At 68.7% G+C, this 19,541-nt stretch carries 16 protein-coding genes and 1 tRNA gene; 3 read left to right on the forward strand and 14 right to left on the reverse strand.

Translation table 11 applies throughout. From position 1 onward, the window contains the following. Positions 1 to 16 precede the first annotated feature (16 nt). Positions 17 to 976, reverse strand: a complete 960-nt coding sequence (locus SI859A1_RS05295) for a Gfo/Idh/MocA family protein (RefSeq protein ID WP_040325344.1) — start codon at positions 974 to 976, stop codon at positions 17 to 19. Positions 977 to 1,203: 227 nt separating this feature from the next. Between SI859A1_RS05295 and SI859A1_RS05300 the strand changes: the two genes are divergently transcribed. Continuing rightward, a tRNA-Met gene (locus SI859A1_RS05300) sits at positions 1,204 to 1,280 on the forward strand. A 200-nt stretch (positions 1,281 to 1,480) separates the two neighbouring features. Here SI859A1_RS05300 and SI859A1_RS05305 read toward each other — a convergent pair. Both SI859A1_RS05305 and SI859A1_RS05310 read right to left on the reverse strand, forming a co-directional pair. Then, entirely contained in the window at positions 1,481 to 3,151 is a 1,671-nt protein-coding gene (locus SI859A1_RS05305) for a BCCT family transporter (protein WP_040325346.1), read from the reverse strand. Positions 3,152 to 3,369: 218 nt separating this feature from the next. After that, the gene (locus SI859A1_RS05310) at positions 3,370 to 4,323 is read right to left on the reverse strand and encodes a sugar phosphate isomerase/epimerase family protein (protein WP_009208817.1); all 954 of its coding nucleotides are present in this window, start codon (positions 4,321 to 4,323) and stop codon (positions 3,370 to 3,372) included. 318 nt (positions 4,324 to 4,641) lie between these two features. Here SI859A1_RS05310 and SI859A1_RS05315 point away from each other — a divergent pair, with 318 nt between their 5' ends. Together SI859A1_RS05315 and SI859A1_RS05320 are read left to right on the forward strand one after the other, a co-directional pair. Continuing rightward, positions 4,642 to 5,535 carry a sugar-binding transcriptional regulator gene (locus SI859A1_RS05315; protein WP_009208818.1) on the forward strand — a complete coding sequence of 298 codons (894 nt, stop codon included), beginning with the start codon at positions 4,642 to 4,644 and terminating at the stop codon, positions 5,533 to 5,535. A 58-nt stretch (positions 5,536 to 5,593) separates the two neighbouring features. Beyond that, positions 5,594 to 6,268, forward strand: coding sequence for a class II aldolase/adducin family protein (locus SI859A1_RS05320; protein ID WP_009208819.1), 675 nt, complete (start codon positions 5,594 to 5,596; stop codon positions 6,266 to 6,268). 46 nt (positions 6,269 to 6,314) lie between these two features. Here SI859A1_RS05320 and SI859A1_RS05325 read toward each other — a convergent pair whose 3' ends face one another. The 11 genes from SI859A1_RS05325 to SI859A1_RS05375 all read right to left on the reverse strand — a co-directional run bounded on the left by SI859A1_RS05325 (position 6,315) and on the right by SI859A1_RS05375 (position 19,424). After that, complete coding sequence (locus tag SI859A1_RS05325) at positions 6,315 to 7,166, reverse strand: TIGR01459 family HAD-type hydrolase (protein WP_009208820.1); 852 nt, start codon at positions 7,164 to 7,166, stop codon at positions 6,315 to 6,317. After that, entirely contained in the window at positions 7,163 to 8,431 is a 1,269-nt protein-coding gene (locus SI859A1_RS05330; protein WP_009208821.1) for an FGGY-family carbohydrate kinase, read from the reverse strand. Before SI859A1_RS05330 ends, SI859A1_RS05325 begins: the two co-directional genes overlap by 4 nt. Next, positions 8,428 to 9,546 (reverse strand): class II aldolase/adducin family protein, encoded by a 1,119-nt coding sequence (locus tag SI859A1_RS05335; RefSeq protein ID WP_244400912.1) that lies wholly within the window; start codon positions 9,544 to 9,546, stop codon positions 8,428 to 8,430. Before SI859A1_RS05335 ends, SI859A1_RS05330 begins: the two co-directional genes overlap by 4 nt. Continuing rightward, on the reverse strand, positions 9,539 to 11,104 hold the full coding sequence (locus tag SI859A1_RS05340) for a glycerol-3-phosphate dehydrogenase (RefSeq protein ID WP_009208822.1): 1,566 nt from the start codon (positions 11,102 to 11,104) through the stop codon (positions 9,539 to 9,541). The genes SI859A1_RS05335 and SI859A1_RS05340 overlap by 8 nt, the downstream gene beginning before the upstream one ends. Before the next feature lie 89 nt (positions 11,105 to 11,193). Beyond that, positions 11,194 to 12,234 carry a 2-hydroxyacid dehydrogenase gene (locus SI859A1_RS05345; protein WP_009208823.1) on the reverse strand — a complete coding sequence of 347 codons (1,041 nt, stop codon included), beginning with the start codon at positions 12,232 to 12,234 and terminating at the stop codon, positions 11,194 to 11,196. Continuing rightward, the gene (locus tag SI859A1_RS05350; protein ID WP_009208824.1) at positions 12,234 to 13,817 is read right to left on the reverse strand and encodes an FGGY-family carbohydrate kinase; all 1,584 of its coding nucleotides are present in this window, start codon (positions 13,815 to 13,817) and stop codon (positions 12,234 to 12,236) included. Before SI859A1_RS05350 ends, SI859A1_RS05345 begins: the two co-directional genes overlap by 1 nt. Beyond that, positions 13,817 to 14,953: an ABC transporter ATP-binding protein gene (locus SI859A1_RS05355; RefSeq protein WP_040325350.1), complete on the reverse strand. Its 1,137-nt coding sequence runs from the start codon at positions 14,951 to 14,953 to the stop codon at positions 13,817 to 13,819. The genes SI859A1_RS05350 and SI859A1_RS05355 overlap by 1 nt, the downstream gene beginning before the upstream one ends. Then, on the reverse strand, positions 14,950 to 16,065 hold the full coding sequence (locus SI859A1_RS05360; RefSeq protein WP_009208826.1) for an ABC transporter ATP-binding protein: 1,116 nt from the start codon (positions 16,063 to 16,065) through the stop codon (positions 14,950 to 14,952). Before SI859A1_RS05360 ends, SI859A1_RS05355 begins: the two co-directional genes overlap by 4 nt. 4 nt (positions 16,066 to 16,069) lie before the next feature. Further along, complete coding sequence (locus SI859A1_RS05365) at positions 16,070 to 16,927, reverse strand: carbohydrate ABC transporter permease (RefSeq protein ID WP_009208827.1); 858 nt, start codon at positions 16,925 to 16,927, stop codon at positions 16,070 to 16,072. Between the two features lie 12 nt (positions 16,928 to 16,939). Next, a complete protein-coding gene (locus tag SI859A1_RS05370) occupies positions 16,940 to 17,785 on the reverse strand; it encodes a carbohydrate ABC transporter permease (protein WP_244401127.1) in 846 nt (281 codons plus the stop codon). Between the two features lie 193 nt (positions 17,786 to 17,978). After that, a complete protein-coding gene (locus SI859A1_RS05375; protein WP_009208829.1) occupies positions 17,979 to 19,424 on the reverse strand; it encodes an ABC transporter substrate-binding protein in 1,446 nt (481 codons plus the stop codon). Positions 19,425 to 19,541 lie beyond the last annotated feature (117 nt).

Here is a 19,541-nt window from a genome sequence, read left to right on the forward strand (position 1 = left end):
GCCATCATCTTCCCAGTCAGCCGGGCGTGCGCGCCAGCGGCGAGGCGAGGGACAGAATCCTCACCGTCTCGACGGCTTCGTCGGCGCCGGTCTCGGGCTCGGCCCGCGTGCCGATGCACTCGATGAAATGCCGCAACTCGCGATCGAGCGGCATGCCCGGCTCGGTCTCCAGATATTGCGCCGGGGCGTTCTCGAAGGCGAAGGCATTGTCCGTGCGCCACACCGTGTGGGCGTAGAAGGCGAGCTTCTGCCCTTCCGGCGCCAGATCGTCGAAGGTCAGCATGCCCCTGGTGCCGATCACCGAGAAGCGCCGGTCGCGATAGGGCGAGACACGCGACACGTGGATCTCGGCGCCGATGCCGCCGGGAAAGTCCATGACGATGTCGGCAATGTCGGTCTCGTCGCTGAGCACCGTGCGGCGGCGGCAGGAGACATCCACCGGATGGGCGCCGGCCAGATGCAGCACCATCGACAGATCGTGCGGGGCGAGGTCCCAGACCACGTCCATGCCGAGGAATCGGCCGAGGCCCATGCGGGTGGAGATCATGTGGCGCAGCGTGCCGATGCGGCCGGCGGCGACCTCGTCGCAGAGCGCGCGGAACACCGGGTTGAAGCGCAGGACATGGCCGACCATCAAGAGCCGTCCGGCCTCGCGCGCCGCGGCAGCTGTGCGTTCGGCATCGGCCGGGTCGAGGGCGATCGGCTTTTCGATCAGGACGTCCTTGCCGGCGGCAAAGGCGGCGCGGGCGGTGACGCCATGCACCGAGGCGGGCAGGGCCAGGACGAGGGCGTCGATGTCCGGGGAGGCGATGGCGGCGTCGGGCGCGAGCGCGGGAACGCCGTATTGCTCGCCGAAGGCTGCGGCGCGGTCCGGGGTGCGGTCGGCGACGGCGGCCAGCACGCCGATCTCGGCCAGGGTGCGGATATGGTTCTGGCCCCATTGCCCGCATCCGACGACGGCGATTCTTGGCGACATGGCATGGACCTCAGCTGACATGGCTTCGACCTAGCGAAGCGGCGGACGCCTCGCAAGTCGGGCACGGCCAAGCGCGCCGCAGGGCGTGGAAACCTGCGGCCCGAGGGGCCCGGCGCCACCGCATCGCGGCTTCCTGGGCGAAAGCTCAGCGAAGGCATTGACAGGCGTCCGCGCCCTCTCCTATATCCGCCCTCGTTCCGAGCGGTCGTTGCGACGATCCGCTCCGTGGCGGGGTAGCTCAGCTGGTTAGAGCAGCGGAATCATAATCCGCGTGTCGGGGGTTCAAGTCCCTCTCCCGCTACCATTCTTCCCGCGTAACTTTCCCAAGTGAATTCGACTGGTGGCGGCGTTTTGAGTCGCGGCCGTCCAAACGCTATGCCGTCTGGCGGTCCGCCCAGCGGGTCGCACTGACGGCAGACAGTCCGAGCGCCGACAGGTGGGGGTGCGCGTGGCACTCCCACCTGTCTTAGCAGCCGGACGATGACGTCCCGCGACCTTCGCCCATCACTCCGCTGGCACGGCGGAGGATGGCGGCGGGGCGTCGGGTTCGCCGGCGGAGGGGAGCTCGGCATAGGCGTCGTGGGCTTCGGTGCCCATGTTGTGCTCGGCCTCGGCATCGCTGCGGAAGCGCTGGCGGTGGCGGTGGACCATGAGGTCGTCCCAGCGCAGGGCACGCATCAGGCCCCAGGCGATCAGGCACAGCACCACAGCGAAGGGGAAGCCGGCGATGACGGCCGCCGCCTGCAGGGCGCCCAGGCCGCCGGCGAGGAGCAGCACGGAGGCGACCGCGCCCTCCGAGACCGCCCAGAAGATGCGCTGGATCTTCGGCGGATTGGGATCGCCGCCGGCAGTCAGCATGTCGATCACGAAGCTGCCCGAATCGGACGAGGTCACGAACCACATGACGATCAGCACCGTCGCGAAGAGCGACGTGACGCCGGAATAGGGGAAGTAGTCGAGGAGCACGAACATGGTGTTCGCGTAATTCTCCCTGGTCGCCTCGATCAGCGCCGGATCGCCGGTCAGCGAGATCGAGATGGCGGTGCCGCCGAAGGCGGTGAACCAGAAGAACATGATCGTGCAGGGCAGGAACATCACGCCGACGATGAACTCGCGCACCGTGCGGCCGCGGCTGATGCGCGCGACGAAGACGCCGACGAAGGGCGCCCAGCTGATCCACCAAGCCCAGTAGAAGATGGTCCAGCTGTTCTGCCAGTCGCCGGCCGCGTTGCCGCCGCGCCAGCTCTCGGTCCAGGTGCCCAGCGGGATCAGCCGGCTGATGTAATAGCCGTAATTGCCGACGAAACTGTCGAGGATGAACAGGGTCGGCCCGACGATCACCATGAAGGCGAGGAAGAGCAGCGTCAGGACGATGTTGATGTTGGACAGGCGCTTGATGCCGCCGTCGAGGCCGGCGACCACCGAAATGGTGGCCATGGCGGTGATGGCTGCGATGATGGCGATCTGGACGCCGACATGCTCGGGCACGCCGAAGAGCTGGGTGAGGCCGGTATTGACCTGGATGGCGCCGAGGCCAAGCGAGGTGACGATGCCGAACATCGTTCCGAAGACGGCGATGATGTCGACGAGGTCGCCCCAGCGGCCGTAGATCCGGTCGCCGATCAGCGGGAACAGGGCCGAGCGGATCGCCAGCGGCAGGCCCTTGCGGAAGTGGAAATAGGCCAGAGCGAGCGCGACGACCGCATAGATCGCCCAGGCGTGGAAGCCCCAGTGCATGAAGCTGATGGCCATCGCCTCCTGGGCGGCGGCGACGGTTTCCGGTTCGGCGTTCGGCGGGGCGAAGAAATGGTACATCGGCTCGGCGACGCCCCAGTAGATGAGGCCGATGCCGATGCCGGCGCTGAACAGCATGGAGGTCCAGGAGAACAGCGAATATTCCGGGCTTTCGTCCGAACGGCCGAGGCGGACGTCGCCGAAGGGTCCGAGCGCCAGGAAGACGACGAAGACCAGCAGCACATTGACGAGGACGATCATCGCCCAGCCGAGATAGCCGGTCAGCCAGCCCTGGACGCCGGTGAAGATCGTGTTGGCGAAATCGCTGAAGATGGCGCCGAAGACGATGAAGGCGACGATCAGCAGGGCGGAGACGAGGAAGACCGGGCGATTGACCTTCGGGAAAATCCAGAGGCGTTCCTGCGGTCGCATGCCTGACATGGTCGATCGAGCTCCGTTTCGCGTCATTGGTCAGTTACTTATGGAGCGGCCCTTCGGAAAGTCCACGAGATGGGCGCTCCGACAGGTGGTGGCGCCCCTGCCGGCAGGGGCGGGACCTGGCGTGACGCGGGGGCGCCCGCGCGGCGGCTCATGTACGGCCGATCGCCCGTGGCGGCGGCGGCGAGCGCAAGGGGGAAATCGGGCAGGCGGCCTGCCGGTCAGGCGCGCGACGGGACGCGATCTTTTGCGGCGCCTGCAAGGCCGGTGTCCGCATAGGGGGCCCAGTGGGCGACGGATTCGGCGAGGGCGGCCACGACCTGGCGGTCAGTGGGTTCGCGCTCGCGGAAGGCGAGTTCGAGGCAGAGTTCGTTGTCCTGCCCGCCGCCGGCGCGCAGGCTGGCCAGAAGCCGCTCCGGCGTGATGCGGCCATTGGCGTTGTGGGCTGCGGTGAAGGGCCAGTGGCCGCCCTTGTCCATGGAGCTCTGCTTGACGTGGACGATGGGCGAGGCGGCGGCGAAGCGTTCGGCCCAGGCATAGGGATCGGTGTCGGCCGGGTCGGGGGAGGTCACGTCGCCATGGTCGATGTCGATCATCGGTCTGAGCGGGATCGGCAGGCCGGCCGCCGCGATGCGGCTTTGAAGCGCGGCGCAGGCGTCGAGCGTGTGGCCGAATTCGCGGCCGACGGACATCGGCTCCCAGAACATCCAGGTCAGGCCGCGTCCGGCGGCATGGGCGGCGACATCGGCCCAGCCGTCGAGGGCGGCCCGCATGAGGGCCTCGCGGCGGTCGGGATCGTCGAAATCCCGGTAGGTCATGATGGCGAATTGTGTGCCGATGGCCGGGCAACCGAGATCGGCGGCGATGTCGGCGAGGGTCTTGAACCAGGCGATGGTATAGGCGCGCACGCCCGGGTCGGGATGGCCGAAATGGTTGAGGCGCCCATAGGGGCCGGTCATCAGGGAGGTGACGGAGACGCCATTGGCGGCCGCCGCAGTGGCCATGCGGGCGACGAGCGGCCGGAGCGTGCCGGCAGGCCAGGACGGGTTGAGGAATTCATGGGTGAGTTGAAGATGGCCGATGCCGATCTCGTCGGCGACGACCGTCATCAGATCCTCGGGCTCGGCATAGCGATTGACCAGCGGATTGGTGCTGATCGAGAGGGTGAAGGCCATGAGCGTCTCGTATGCCCGCAGCCGCCAGCGGTTTTCGCAGCGGCATGAAAATCTATGCACGTGACGCAATATTTTGCAATTCTGCGGGCGCGCCTCTAGGATTCTGTGCAGTCGGCGGCAGGCGCCGGAGGCCGAGGGTTGCCGGGCGTGCGGCGGCGGTGGATAGCTCCAGCGACGCTGCGTGATCCGTGGAATGGCGTGCGGCGATGTCCGCGGAACCGGGAGACTGCCGTGCCGAACGACGCGCCACACCGCCATGACGAATACGGGGAGGCCGGTCTCGCGGCGCGGGCCGCCTGGCTGTATTTTTCCGGCGGGATGACCCAGGGCCAGATCGCCAAGCGGCTCGGCGTCACCAGCATCAAGGCGCATCGGCTGATCGCCCGCGCCAATCGCGACGGGCTGGTTCGGGTCTTCGTCGATGCGGAAGTGGCCGAATGCCTCGAGCTGGAGGAGACGATCCGGCAGCGCTTCGGGCTCGAATTCTGCAGCGTGGCGCCGGATCTCGGCGAGGAGACGGCGCTGCCGCTGCGGGTGCTGGGGATCGCCGGCGCGAATTTCCTGAAGAACGAGATCGAGCGCGGCGAACACGCGCTGATCGGCGTCGGCCATGGCCGCACCCTGGCGGCGGCGGTCGACGCCATGCCGGCGGTGGCGACCGGGCGCACGCGCTTCGTCTCGGTGCTCGGCGGTTTCACCCGGCGCTTTGCCGCCAATCCCTACGACGTGATCCACCGGCTGGCGGAAAAGACCGGCGCGGAGGCCTTCCAGATTCCGCTGCCGACCTTCGCCAACACGGCCGAGGACAAGGCGGTGCTGCTGAGCCAGCCGGGCGTCGGGGAAGTCTTCGACCTCGCCTGTTCGGCGCCGCTGGTCTTCGCCGGCATCGGCGACGTGACCGAGGACGCGTTCCTGTTCACCGCCAGCCTGGTGGGCTCGGACGAGATCGGCGAGATTCGCGCGGGCAAGGCGGTCGGCGAATTGCTCGGCCACTATTTCAACGCCGAAGGGCAGCCGGTGGCGGAGGCCGTCAGCGCCCGGGCGCTGTCGCCGACTCTGGACCATCTGCGGGCCTCGCGGGTCGTGGCGCTGGCCGGCGGGGCGGACAAGGTGTCGCCGATCCTGGCGCTGCTGCGCAGCGGATTCCTGGACGGGCTGGTGACCGACGAGGTGACGGCGCGGGCGATCCTGGCGGAGAACGCCGCCGGGTGAGGGCGGTTAGCCCGGCTCTGGTGCCGGGTAGCGGGCGACAATCGAGAGGGAGGGGGCAATGCGCGACAGCGAACGGGCGGTGCGGCAGCAGATCATCGATCTGTGCCTGGAGATGAACCGCAACGGGATTAATCAGGGCACGTCGGGCAACATCTCGGCGCGCCATAGCGATGCGATGCTGCTGACGCCGAGCGCGACGCCCTATGAGGCGCTGACGCCGGAGATGATCGTCTCGGTGCCGCTGGAGGGGGACGGGTCGGACTGGTCGGGGCCGCTGAAGCCGTCGACCGAATGGCGCTTTCACCGCGACATCCTGCGCGCGCGGCCGGATGCCGGCGCCGTCGTCCATGCCCATCCGATCTTCGCCACGACGCTGGCGATGACCCGCCGCGCGATCCCTGCCTGCCACTACATGGTCGCCGTGTTCGGCGGCACCGACGTGAAATGCTCGGGCTATGCGCGCTACGGCACGGAAGAGCTGTCCCGCGAAGCGCTGGCGGCGCTGGACGGGCGGACGGGGTGCCTGCTCGCCAATCACGGCGCCATCACCATCGGCAGCGATCTCGACAAGGCGATGTGGCGGATGGTCGAGCTGGAGACGCTGGCCCAGCAATATCATCACAGCCTGCTGCTGCCGGGCGGTCCGGTGATCCTCAGCGATGCCGAGATCGCCGAGGTGCTGGAGGGGTTCGGCAGCTACGGCCTGCAATCGCGCGATGCCATCGCCGGCTGAGATGCGTCTTTCGCCGCGATGCGAGGGGCGCGGCGCTATCGCCGGCTCACCATTGCAGGCTGGCGAGATGGTGGTCGACGGTGACGCCTTCCGCGGCGATCCGGGCGGCGACCGTCTCGTCGTCGGCGCTGGCGAGGATGCCGGTGCGCACCAGCGCCTTGGCTGCCCCGAAGGACGCGGCGCCGGCCATGTCGTGGTCGACGCTGTCGCCGACGCAGAGGATGCGTGACGGCGGGATGTCGGCGATCAGCGCATGGGCCGCGGCGTAGATCTCGCCATAGGGCTTGCCGACGAAGGTCACTTCGCCGCCGAGCGCTGCATAGAGGTCGGCGATCGCGCCGGCGGCCGGCACCAGGCCCTGCGGCGTCAGCATCTGGCGGTCGGGATTGGTGCAGATGCAGGGCACGCCGCGGCTGGCGGCGGGGCGCATGCGGTCCTTGTAATCGGCCATGGCGATGCGGTCGGCCTGGCTGCCGGCGATGACCACCAGATCGGCGTCCTCGGCCGCCTCGACGGCGCGGCAGCCGAGCCGGTCGGACAGATTGGTGTCGCCGGGGCTCGACAGGGTCAGGCAGCGGATCTCGCGGTCCTGAGGCAGCGCGATGGTGCCGTCTTCGCACAGACCGATGGCGACGTCGCCGGAGGTGACGCAGGCGAGATAGAGGCTGCGCGCGATGCCGAGACGGGCAAGGCGGTCCTCGTTGAAGGCCGCCGGCCGGCCGGAATTGGTGACGAACAGCACCGGTTTGCCGAGGCCGGCCAGTGCTGCAACCGCCTCGGGCGCGCCGGGATAGGCCGCGGTGCCGTCATGGACGACGCCGAACTGGTCGAGGAAGAAGGCGTCGTAGCTTTCGGCGATGTCGCGAAGTCTGTCGAACTGCATGGCGTGACCGGTCATGGGAGGGCGTTCCTGCCGAGGGCGAGACGGGCCGTGCCCGCCGCCGCATCCGATGCCCGCGCCGGCAGGAAGGGCACGCCCAGCATGGCCCGGCGGATCTGAGTCCAGGCCATGTTGACGGCGCCGCCGCCCACCGAGCGGACACTGCGAAGCGGCGGAGCGCCGAGTGCGTCGAGCTTGCGATAACCCATCGTCTCGATCCGCGCGATGCCTTCGAGGAGCCCCTGCAGGAAAATCGTATCGTCCTGCGGGCGCGGTGTCAGGCGCGGGGCGAAGGCCGGGTCGTTGACGGGGAAGCGCTCGCCGGGCGTCAGCAGCGGATAATAGTCGAGCCCGGTCGGCCGGTCCGGGGCAAGCTGCGCCGTCAGCCGGGCCAGATCGGCATCGGCGAAGAAGTGCCGCAGCACGGCGCCGCCCGAGTTGGAGGCGCCGCCGACGAGCCAGAGATCGCCGAGGCGGTGGCTGTAGATGCCGTATTGCGGCGCGCTGATCGGCCGGTCGCAGAAGAGTTTCAGGACGAGGGTCGAGCCGAGCGCGGTGACGGCGTCGCCGGGCGCGCTTGCGCCGGTCGCCAGGAAGGAGGCGCAGCCGTCGGTGGTGCCGGCATGGAGGAACGCGTCAGGCGGCAGGCCGAAGCGTTCGGAGGCGGCCCTGCCGAGCCGGCGCACCGGGGTGCCGGGTGCGACCACCGGGGGCAGCGCCGCAACGGGCATGCCGGCAGCTTCGATCCAGTCGGGCCATGTTTCGGCGACCGGGTCGTAGCCGGTCTTCAGGGCGTTGTTGGTGTCGCTGACGCCAGTGAAGCCGGCGATCCTTGCGGCGATCCAGTCGGCCTGGTGCAGCACGCGGACGACGCCCGGCCGGCGCATCAGCGCGATGGCGCGGGCGAGCGCCGAATTGGCGCCGCGGGCCGGGCTGTCGGACGGTGCGGCGGTGTCGATGGCGGCGACGATCGCCGCATCCGGGCAGGGGACATTGTACATGATCGCCCGGCCGACCGGCGCACCATCGGCGTCGAGCCCCAGCATCGTGCCGGAGGTGCCGTCGACCGCAAGGCCGGTGATGGCCTCGAAGGAGATCGCGGAGCGCAGGCGGTCGAGGCAGGTGGCGGTGGCCTGCCACCAGATGTCGGGTGCGGCGCGGTCGGCCTCCGGCGCGAAGGGCTGGGCTTCGCCGGCGACCATGTCGCCCGCCGCATCGAGGGCGGCGACGCGGACGCCGGACGTGCCGACATCGATGCCGAGGGCAACGGGCGGCTCGCTCATGCGGCGCCGGGACCCGGTGCGGCAGCGCCCGGCCGGTCGAGGGTCTGCCGGTAGGTTTCGGCTTCCCAGTGGGTGAGATGGTGGATGTCGTCGGTGGTGAGCGGGTTCAGGGCGGCATCGGCGGGGATGCGGGCGGCGACGTCGACGAGGCAGCCGACCAGCGCTTCGCCGCCGGCGGTGAGCCGTTCGTGCACGAGAACGCCGGCACCTTGCACCAGCAGCAGGCTCGGCGCGTCGCCGGGGGCGGCCTGCCAGGAGGCCAGGAACTCCGCCATGGCAGCTTTCTTGGGGGTGACGGTTGCGACCATCTCGCCGAGAAAGATGACGTGGTCGGGATAGAGCGGCCCGGCGCGAGCGACGCGAAAGGAATCCGGGTCGCGGGCCAGATGATGGGCTGTCGCGTCGCCCGGCAGGCGATAGGGCGTCCCCGCAGCCAGCTCGGACAGGGCGGCCGTCTCGGACAACTCGGACGTCGGGCGTGGCGGGATCGCCAGGGCGGCGACGACAACATCGAGGCGGCGGGCGGCATCGGCGATGTCGGTACCGGCGACGATGAGCCCGTGATTGCCGAGGACGACGATGTCGATCCGCTCGGAGGCGATGCGGGCGATCTGCCGGGCCAGGGGAACGCCCGGCCGGCAATAGGGGATATAGGCGAAGCGCCCGGCCAGTCCGGCCTCGGTGAGCCGCCGGGTGATGCGGGCCTCGCCATCGTCGAGGGCGGCCCGGGCGATGGTGTTGACGCAATGGACGTGCAGGACGACCGGCTGGGGCATGGCGGCGTGAACCGCCGTCTCGATGGACGGCCGCAGGGCGCTGTCCGACAGCTCCGAGGCGACGAAGTCGGTGGCCTTCTCGGCGCGGGCATCGCCGGTGCGCAGGGCCTCCAGAAGCGGGGCGATCCGCACCGGTACGAAGATGTCGCGGGTTTCCGCCTCGGCGAGCCACGTGCCGGACGCCTTCACCCAGAGGATGCCGTCTTGCTTCAGCGAGGTGTTGCCGCCGGCGGCCTGGGTCAGGGTGCGGTCGCGCCCGATGTCGCGCGAGAGGCGCCGAAGGGCGGCGATAGCGTCCACGGTCGCGCCGCCGGGCTCGGGGGGTGGGCGATCAGTCAATGGCTTTTCCCATCGTCTCGTCGCGAAGCAGCAGTCCGGCCGTGTCCGGAGCCGCGTCCCCGTGCTCGGCAGCAAGATGGTCGCGCACAGCCCGGCGTTCGTCCTTCGTGAGGTCGAGGCCGTGCTTGGTCCGCCGGTCGAGAATGTCCTCCGCCGTCTTCGCCCATTCGGTTCTGACCAGATAGTCGATCTCGCGGGCGTAGAGATGGCCGCCGAAATGTCGGCCGAGATCGGACAGGCGCGTCGCGGAGGCCAGCAGCACGCTCGTCCGGGTTCCGTAGAGCCGGGCATAATGATGGGCGAGGGCGGCGGGCAGCCACGGATAGCGGGCGCGCAGCCCGGCCTCGAAGACCGCGAAATCGGCATCGGCCATGTCGCCGCCCGGCAGCGGCGCGTCGTGGGTCCAGGCGGGACCCATGGCGGGGAAGAACGGCTTCAGCCGGTCGAGCCCGCGCTCGGCGAGCTCGCGGTAGGTGGTGATCTTGCCGCCGAAGATGGACAGCATCGGTGTCGCGCCGTCCGCCGTGTCGATGTCGAAGACATAGTCGCGGGTCACCGCCGAGGGATTGTCGGCGTCGTCCTCCAGGAGCGGGCGCACACCGGAGAAGGCGTGGAGGACGTCGGCGCGGGTCAGGGGCGTCTTCACATAGCGGTTCACCGCGTCGAGAAGGTAGGCGATCTCGCTCTCCTCCACCGCGACGTCGCCGGCATCGCCCCGATAGGCGAGGTCGGTGGTGCCGATCAGCGCCTTGTCGCCCTGATAGGGATTGACGAAGATCACCCGCTTGTCGGTGTTCTGGAAGAGATAGGCTTGGGGTCCGTCCCAGAATTTCGGGGTGACGATGTGGCTGCCCTTGACCAGCCGTACCCGCCGGGTGGCGTTGGCGCGGATGACATTGGCGAGCACCGCGTCGACCCAGGGACCGGCGGCGTTGACGAGGCCGCGTGCGGCGACGCTGCAGTCCGCGCCGTCCTCGCCGCGCAAAGTCGCCCGCCAGAGATCGCCGTCGCGCGTCGCCGAGACCGCGGCGGTGCGGGTGAGGATCGTTGCGCCGCGCTCGGCGGCGTCGAGGGCGTTGAGGACGACCAGCCGGGCGTCGTCCACCCAGCAGTCGGAATATTCGAAGCCCCTGGGATAGCGGTCCTGGATCGGCGCCCCTTCGGGCGCCGTGCGCAGGTCGAGGCTGCGGGTGCCCGGCAGCTTCCGGCGGCCGCCGAGATGATCGTAGAGGAACAGCCCGAGCCGGATCAGCCAGGCCGGCCGCTGCTCGGGCGAATGGGGCAGGACGAAGCGCATCGGCCAGATGATGTGGGGCGCGGCGCGCAGCAGCACCTCGCGCTCCCGCAAGGCTTCGCGGACCAGGCGGAACTCGTAATATTCCAGATAACGCAGGCCGCCATGGACCAGCTTGCCCGAGCGCGAACTGGTGCCCTCCGCCAGATCGTCCTTTTCGCACAGGACGACGGACAGGCCCCGGCCCACGGCATCGCGGGCGATGCCGGCGCCGTTGACGCCGCCGCCGATGACCAGAATGTCCACGGTGCCCAGATCGCGCATGGTGCCGGTCTCAGGCCGCCCCGTTGCGGGTGTTCGCGTCGCGCATCATCGTCTCTCCTGTTGCAGCCTGTGGGCCCGCCGCGCGGGGATCAGCAGGGGTTGACCGGCGGCTCGCCGGCCAGATAGCGGCGCACCTCCTCGGCCGCCTGATCGGCGGCGATCTTGACGGTCTTCAGCGAGGCGCCGGCGATATGCGGCGTCAGCGTGACATTGGGAAGCCTGAGCAGCGGCCAGTCGTCCGGGACCGGCTCGACGGCGAAGGTCTCCAGCATGGCGCCGCGCAGATGGCCGCGGCCGAGCGCGTCGGTCAGGGCGTCGTAGTCGAGCAGCGGTCCGCGGGCGGTGTTGATCAAGGTCGCGTCCGGCTTCATGCGGGCGAGCGCCGCGGCGTCGATGAAGCCGGTGGTCTCCTCGGTGACGCGGGCATGCAGGGTGACGACGTCGGATTCGGAAAGCAGGCGTTCCAGCGCGACCAGTTCGACGCCGTCGCGGGCGTCCTGCGACGACAGCTGCACATAGGGATCGGCGACCAGAATCCTGCAGCCGAAGGCCTTGAGAAGCCGGACGACCCGCGTGCCGATGGCGCCGTAGCCGACCACGCCGACAGTCATCTCCGACAATTCGCGGCCGGTCGTGTCGGCACGGTAGAGGTCGCCGCGCCAGTCGCCGCCGCGCAGCGCGTCGTGGCCGCGGGAGATGTTGCGGGTCTCGGCGAGGATCGCGCCGAGGGTGAATTCGGCGACGGCGCTGGCGTTGCGGCCGGGGGTGTTGACCACGAGGATGCCGCGCTGGCGGGCCGCGGCCATGTCGATATTGACCGGGCCGCCGCGCGAGACGGCGACGAATTTCAGCCGAGGCAATTGCCCGAACATGTCGCGCGACAGGGGGGCGAGATGGGTGACCAGCAGGTCGGCCTCGCCGATCATCGCCAGGGTCGCCTCGGCGCTGCCCTGATATTCCTTGAGGCCATCCATGCCTTGCACGGCGTAGCCGTGCTCCATCGGCTCGTCCGGCCAGGGCAGCCGGTGCAGGGCCATGTCCGGCGTCGCCGGGCTGGCCGCGGCGATGGCCTCGGCGAAGATTTCCGGCAGCATGAAATTGTCGCCGATGATCGCGATGCGCGGCGCCATCAGTCGGCCCTCCCTGCGCGGTTGGCCAGATCGTGGAGCGCGGCGAGGCGGGTCCAGATCGGCGGCAGTTGTTCGCGGATGTCGCGGTAGAGCCCGAAGGCCTCGTCGTAGAGCGGCGCGAGCGCGGCGTCGGGCAGGGTCGGCTCCGAAAGACGGTCCCGCGTCCACACGGCGGTGCATTCCTCGATCGAGCCATAGATGCCGCAACTGACGGCGGCGATCATCGCCGCGCCGGCCGCGCCCGCTTCCTCGCGCTCGACATTGCGCACCGGACAGCCCAGCGCGCTGGCCAGGAACAGCCGCATGGCGCGGGAGCGGGCGGCGCCGCCGGTGAGAGTGATCGCTGGCGGTACGCCGCCGGCGCCCTCGAAACAGTCGCGCGCGGCAAAGGCGAGGCCTTCGAAGACGGCGCGCATCAGATCGTCGAAGCTGGCGGCCTGATGCAGGCCGGTGAACTGGGCCCGGGCCAGCGGCTCCATGAAGGGGCCGCGCTCGCCGGCTTCGGAGATGTAGGGGTGATAGATGGCCGAGACCGCCCTAGCCGCCAGCACCCGGTCGTCGAGATGCGCCATCAACTGGCCGCGGTCGCGCTCGACGCCCTCGCTCTGCAGGAATTTCCACGCCAGCCCGACGATCCAGTCGATGTTGAGCGTCGCCGCCATGTTGGACTGGAACTGCACGAGGCCGTCGCCGGTGGGAAGGGGCATGACGTATCCGCTGCGCATGGAGTTGAGGACAACGTCGTCGGCGCTGCGGACATGGCGCATGTGGACGCCGGTGGAGCCAAGGATGGAGCAGCCGGTGCCGGGCGTTTCGCCGACGAGGCCGCTGCCGACGCCGGTCGCGACGATGTCGACATAGCCGAGAACGACCGGCACGCCGTCCGGAAGCCCGGTCAGGTCCGCGATTTCGCGGGTCAGCGGATGGGACTGCGTGCGGCCATCGACGATCGGCGGCAGGAGGCGCGCCTCGTCGCAAAGGCCGAGATTGGCGATGACGGCGTCGCTGTACCGGCGGGTGCGGAAATCGCCGAAGGTGAAGGAGGCTTCCGACGGGTCGGTGGCCCGCACGCCGGTCATGTTGAAATAGAGCCAATCCTTGCAGTGGAAGGCGGTGGTGGCCCGGGTTAGCTGCTCGGGATGGCGCTGCTTCATCACCAGCATCTGGACGCTTTGCTGGCAGGTGTTGATGCCGGTCCCGGTGTGTTTGTAATGGGCGTGGTGGCGCTCGCTGGCGGCGAAGTCCCGGGCGATGCAGCCGCCGCGAGCATCGAGCCAGAGCCAGGCCGGGCCGACGGGCTTTCCGCCCGCATCGATCAGCCAGGTGCCGTCGCCCTGGCCGGTGATGGCGACGGCGACGATGGCGGCGGCGCGGTGGCCGAGCTGCGCCGTCAGGTCCTGCAGCGTTGCCACCGCGTCGGCCCAGGTCGCCGTCATGTCCTGTTCGACGCCGCCATCCTCGACGCAGACATAGCTGTTCTTGCGCGCGGCGACCGCGATCTGCTCGCCATCGGTGGTGAAGGCGACGGATTTCATCACCGAGGTGCCGGCGTCGATGCCGATGAGGATGGGCGCCCTGGCCATCAGGCAGCCTCTCCCGCCGCGAGGCGATGGCCGTGGGCCAGGGCCTCGCCGCTCGCGGCAAAGACGTGCAGACGGTCGGCCGGCACGTCGACGGTCAGGGCATCGCCGCCCGTGCCGGCGAAGCGGCTGTCGAGGGTGGCGACGATGACGCCGCCGCCGAAGGCCGATTCCAGATGGGTCTGGTCGCCGATCCACTGGTTGGTGACGATCTTCGCCGGGGCCCCGCCGGAGCCGATGGCGACATCGGCCGGCCGCACGCCGACGACCACCTCGCGGCGCGCCGACAGGAGGCCGACGAGCCCGTCGCCGAGCTCGGACGCGGCATAGCCGAACAGTTCCTCACCGTTTTCGCGCAGGGAGACGCGACCGTCTTCGACAATTGGGGTGACGCGGTAGACGTTCATCGGCGGCTCGCCGATGAACGTGCCGACATAGAGGTTGGCCGGCTCGTTCTTCAGGGTGGCGGGGGAGGCGAATTGCTGCAGCACGCCGCCTTCCATCACCGCGATGCGGTCGGCCAGCGCATTGGCCTCCGTTTGGTCGTGGGTGACCAGGATCGCGGTCAGGCCGTGCTCGCGCAGATAGCGCTTCAGCCGGCCGCGCAGCACCGCGCGCAATTGCGGCTCGAGCTGGCCCATCGGCTCGTCGAGAAGATAGAGATCGGCCTTGCGCACCAGGGCCCGGCCGAGACTGGCGCGCTGCTGCTGACCGGCCGAGACGGTGGAGGGGTAGCGGTCGAGATGGGGCCCGAGTTCGAGCAGCCTGGCGATCTCGTCGACCCGGCGGCTGGTCTCGGCGGCGCCGAGCTTCTCCGACTTCAGGGCGAAGGCGATGTTCTCGCGCAGGGTCAGCGGCGGGTAGAGCGAATAGCCCTCGAAGGCCATGGCGACGCCGCGCCGGGCCGGCGGCAAGCTGTGGACGGGCCGGTCGCCGATCAGGATCTCGCCCTGTGTCACCGCCTCGAAGCCGGCGATCATCCGCAGGGTCGAGGTCTTGCCGCAGCCCGACGAGCCGAGCAGGGCGACGATCTCGCCGGATTCGATCTCGAGCGAGACATCGCGCACCGCGTAGATCGGGTTCTTCGCCCTGGCGGCGTAGACCTTGCTGACGGAGCGGAGGGACACGGCTGCATTCATGTCGATCTCGTTCCCTCCAGGCCTTCCGGTGCGATGCGCCGGCCGGTGGCGCGGTCGAAGAGCAGGATCGCGTCCGGGTCGGCGGACACGACGCAGGGCCGGCCCTCGCCGAGATCCTGCCGGCCGGCGTCGCGCGAGGTGTAGAATTCGTGGCCGTCCTCGGTGACGAGCAGGCGCACCAGCCGGTCGTTGAGCGGCAGCATGGCGGCGACTCGCGCCGACAGGGTGCCGGAATCCCCTTCGCTGCCGGCAAAGCGCAGATGCTCGGGGCGGATTCCGACGGTGACCGGCCGGCCGGCGATGCCCGCATAGCCGGGAGGCAGCAGCAGCCGGGCCTTGCCGATGGCCACGCTGGCATCGGGCAGGCCGGACTCGACGCGGCTTTCGAACAGATTGATCACCGGGTCGCCGAACAGCTCGGCTACCGCGATCGTCGCCGGGCGCAGATAGATCTCCTCGGGCGTGCCGATCTGAACGAAGCGGCCATCCATCAGCACCGCGATGCGGTGGCCGAGCGCCATCGCCTCGCGGTAGTCCTGGGTCACGTAGAGAACCGTCGAGCCGAAGCGTTCGAGGAGCCGCGGCAGCTCCAGCCGCATCTCGAAGCGCAGCTTGGCGTCGACATTGCGCAGCGGGTCGTCGAGCAGCAGCAGCCGGGGCGCGGCGACGAGGGCGCGGGCCAGGGCGGTGCGCTGCTTCTGGCCGTTGGACAGGGCTCGCGGCGCATGGTCGAGCACATGCTCGATCTTCAGGAGCCGGGCGATCGCATCGACGCTTTCGGCGACCTCGGCATTCGTCGTGCGGTGAGCGCGCAGCGGGCTGGCGATGTTCTCGAAGGCGGTCATGTGCGGGAACAGCGCGAAGTTCTGGAACGCCATGCCGACCGCCCGGCGCTCGGGAGCGACGCCGATCATGTCCTCGCCATTGATCAGGAGATCGCCTTCCTCCGGCTCGCTCATTCCGGCGATCATGCGCAGAAGGACGGTCTTGCCGGCGCCGGACGGGCCGAAGATCGCCACGGTCTCGCCGTCGGCGACGGCGAGCGAGATGTCGTCGAGGACAATGTCCTTGCCGAAGCGCTTGGTGACGTGGTCGAGGGTCAGCGTGGCCACGCGATCACCCCTTCACCGCGCCGAGCGACAGGCCTTCGACGAGGTAGCGCTGGGCGAACAGGGCAAGGGCGAGGGTCGGCGTGATCGACAGGACGATGGCGGCGGCGATCTGGCCGTACTGGATCCCCGAGGCGGTCACGAAGGCCAGTGCCCCGACCGTGACCGGCTGCTTGTCGGCGGAGGCCAGCACCAGCGCGAAGACGAAGTTGTTCCAGGCGAAGATGAAGGAGAGGAGGGCGGCCGCCGCGATGCCCGGCATGGCGAGGGGGATCGCGATCTTCCTGAAGGTGCGGGCCCAGGAATGGCCGGCGATGCGGTAGGCGCCCTCGATGTCCGGGCTGATGTCCTCGAAATAGCCCCGCACGATCCACAGGATCAGCGGCAGGGTGATCAGCTGGTAGACCCAGATCAGGCCGATATAGGTGTTGGCGAGGCCGATCGCCTGGAAATAGAGGGTCAGGGGCAACAGGACGAGCAGCGGCGGCGCGAACTTGAAGGACAGGAGCGTGAAGGCGATGTCCTCGGAAAAGCGGAACTTGTAGCGGGCGAAGGCGTAGGCCGCCGGCACGCCCAGCACCAGCGACAGGGCGACCGAGGAGACCGACAGGATCACCGAGTTCCAGAGATTGCTCATGAAGGCGATGTCGAGCGAGCCGGCGGCGGTGCGCAGCTTGCCGGTGATCAGCGCCGTGTAGTTGACGAGGGTGGGCTCGAAGAACGGGCTCGGGGGAATGCGCAGTACCTGCTCGTTGGTCTGGAACGACATCAGCACGATCCAGACGATCGGGAACATGAAGAAGATCAGGACGAGGGTGATCAGGACGTTCCTGACGGTGCGCTCGATGGGGCCGACGTGATCCATGCTCGGTGACCTCTAAACGTTGCCGTGCGCGCGTTCGCGCAGCCGGAGCCAGTTCTTCACGAAGACGTTGGACAGGGCGAAGGTGATCGCCCAGAGCACCATGAGCAGGGCCGCCGAGCGGCCGACATTGGTGAACTGGAAGAACTGCAGGTAGGATTCGACCTGGAAGACGGTCAGCGTGTTGCCGGGGCCGCCCTGGGTCATGGCGTAGATGATGTCGAACTGCTGGATCGACTCCAGCATGCGGAACAGCGACGCGGTCAGGATGTAGGGCATCAGCATCGGCAGGGTGATGCGGAAGAAGACGAAGCTCTTGGGCACGCCGTCCAGCGCCGCCGCCTCGAAAGGCTGCTTGGGCAGCGAGCGCAGCCCGGCCAGAAGCAGCACCATGATGAACGGCGTGTAGACCCAGACGTCGACGAGGACCACGGTGAACAACGCCGAGGAGGGGCTCGAAGCCCAGCGGAAATCGGTGAAGCCGACGAGGCTGACGAGATAGTTCAGCACGCCGAAATTCGGGTTTGTCATCAGCTTCCACATCAGCGCCGCCAGCGCCGGCGCGACCATCAGCGGCAGCAGCAGCAGCATCGAGACAAGATTGTTGAAGCGGGTCGGGCGCTGCAGCAGGAGCGCGATGCCGAGACCGAGCAGCAGCTCGATGACGACGGTGAGGACGGTGTAGGTCAGCGAGACCTGCACCGTGCCCCAGAAGCGGGCGTCGGTGAGGAACTGCAGATAATTGTCGAACCAGATGAAGCCGCGCAATTGCGGCAGGCTGAGCCGGTAGCGCAGCAGCGAATAATAGATGGCGGTCAGGAAGGGGATGAGAATCCAGACCGTCACGAGGAGCGCCGGCATGCTGAGGAGATAGGGGAGCCAGTTCGTGCGCCGCCGGCGCCGGGTGGCGCCGCCGCCACGCTTGGCTGCTGTCTCCTGTGCTGGCGTCATTCCATGCCTCCCCGTTGGCCGACAGACGGGCCGCCGGATCATGTTCGGTTCGCTGCGGAAGAACGGGCCGCGCCGCCATGACCGGCGGCGCGGCCCGCGGGGGCTATTGCAGGCCGGCCTGCTGGAGCTGCTCGTCGATACTGGCGGCGAGCTGGTCGAGGCCTTCGTCCACCTGCACCTCGTTGGCGACCATGCGCTGGAGCATCGCGGCCCAGGCGGTGGTCACGTCGAAGAACAGCGGCTGCGGGGTGAAGTAGATCTTGGCGCCGGGCGACGAGACCTCGAACTGGTCGACATAGCCCGGATATTTCGACTGGATGCGCTCGAGGAACTCGGCGTCCTTCCAGACGCTGGCGCGCACCGGATTGACGAAGTCCATCTTGCGGGCGCCGAACAAATCGTGCTCCTTCGAGGACGCCCACTGCATGAAGTACCAGGTGGCGTCCTTGTTCTGCGAGAAGTTGGACATGGCCAGCGACCAGATCCAGACATTCGGCGTGGGGGCGTCGGCCTCCGGATTGGGCGCGATCGGCGCATAGGCGATGTTGCCGGCTTCCTTGTTGTCGCCGCCATTCATGAAATAGCCGAGGATGTCGGCGTCGTAGATCATCGCCGAGGCGCCGGCGCCGAGATCGGTGCCGACCTGGTACCAGGTGTAGGTCGACCAGTTCTTCGGCCCGTAATCCTGGATCATCTTCACCCAGTCGCGGTGATAGGCCTTGGAGCCGTCGGTGTTCATGGCCGCGTTGAGGACGCCGCCATTGTTGATCAGGTCCTTCTCGCCGAAATTGCTGTAGCCGGAGAGAAAGCCGGGATGGATGGTGGCCCAGGACCGCGAGCCGCGCACCCCGATGGGATAGACATTGGCGTCGACGCTCTTGAGCTTCTCGCAGGCGGCGAGCAGCGCCGGCATGTCCTTCGGCGGCTCCAGGCCGGCCTTCTCGAACATGGTCTTGTTGTAGGACAGGTTGTTCTGCTCGAAGCCCCAGGGGATGCACCATTGCTTGGCGTCGCCGGAGCCGAGTTCGGAGCCCGGCGTGCCGTCCCAGGCGGTCGAGGCGCGCAGGCCCGGCAGGAAGTCCTCCCAGTCCCAGGCGGCTGCGGTCTTTTCCGGATCCTTGATGTATTCGTTGAGGTCGGTGATCCAGCCGGCCGGACCGTAGGTCCAGGTCATGTAGGCGCCGGTCATCAGCGCATCGTACTCGGACGAGCCCGAGGACAGCGCCGCCGTGACCTTGTCGAAATAGACGTCCTCCGGGAAGACGTCATAGGTCACATCCATCCCGGTCAGCGACTTGAAAGCCTCGATGTCGGCGATCATCGCGTCGGCATAGGGATGCTTGTTGAGCAACAGCTTGAGCGACGTGCCCTTGTGCTTCATCCAGTCGAAGTCCGAGGCCTGCGCGAAGGCGCGGGTGGCGGCCGAGGCCATCAGGCTCGACGCGGCGAACGTCCCGATGCCGAGATAGCCCATCCGCTTCAGGAATTCGCGCCGGCCGAGCCGGCCCCTGACGAATGAGTCGATCAGGTCCTTTTCCCTGTCATACATGGCTGTGTCTCCTCCTCTTTGGCCGTGTCGTTATCTGCATGCCGGCCTCATGCTGACGTTAGCTGCGGAGCGCCCCCGTCGGTGTCGCCCTGCTGGCTGCGGCGGCGATCGCGGAAC

Source organism: Aurantimonas manganoxydans SI85-9A1, assembly GCF_000153465.1.
Classification (GTDB): Bacteria; Pseudomonadota; Alphaproteobacteria; order Rhizobiales; family Rhizobiaceae; genus Aurantimonas; species Aurantimonas manganoxydans.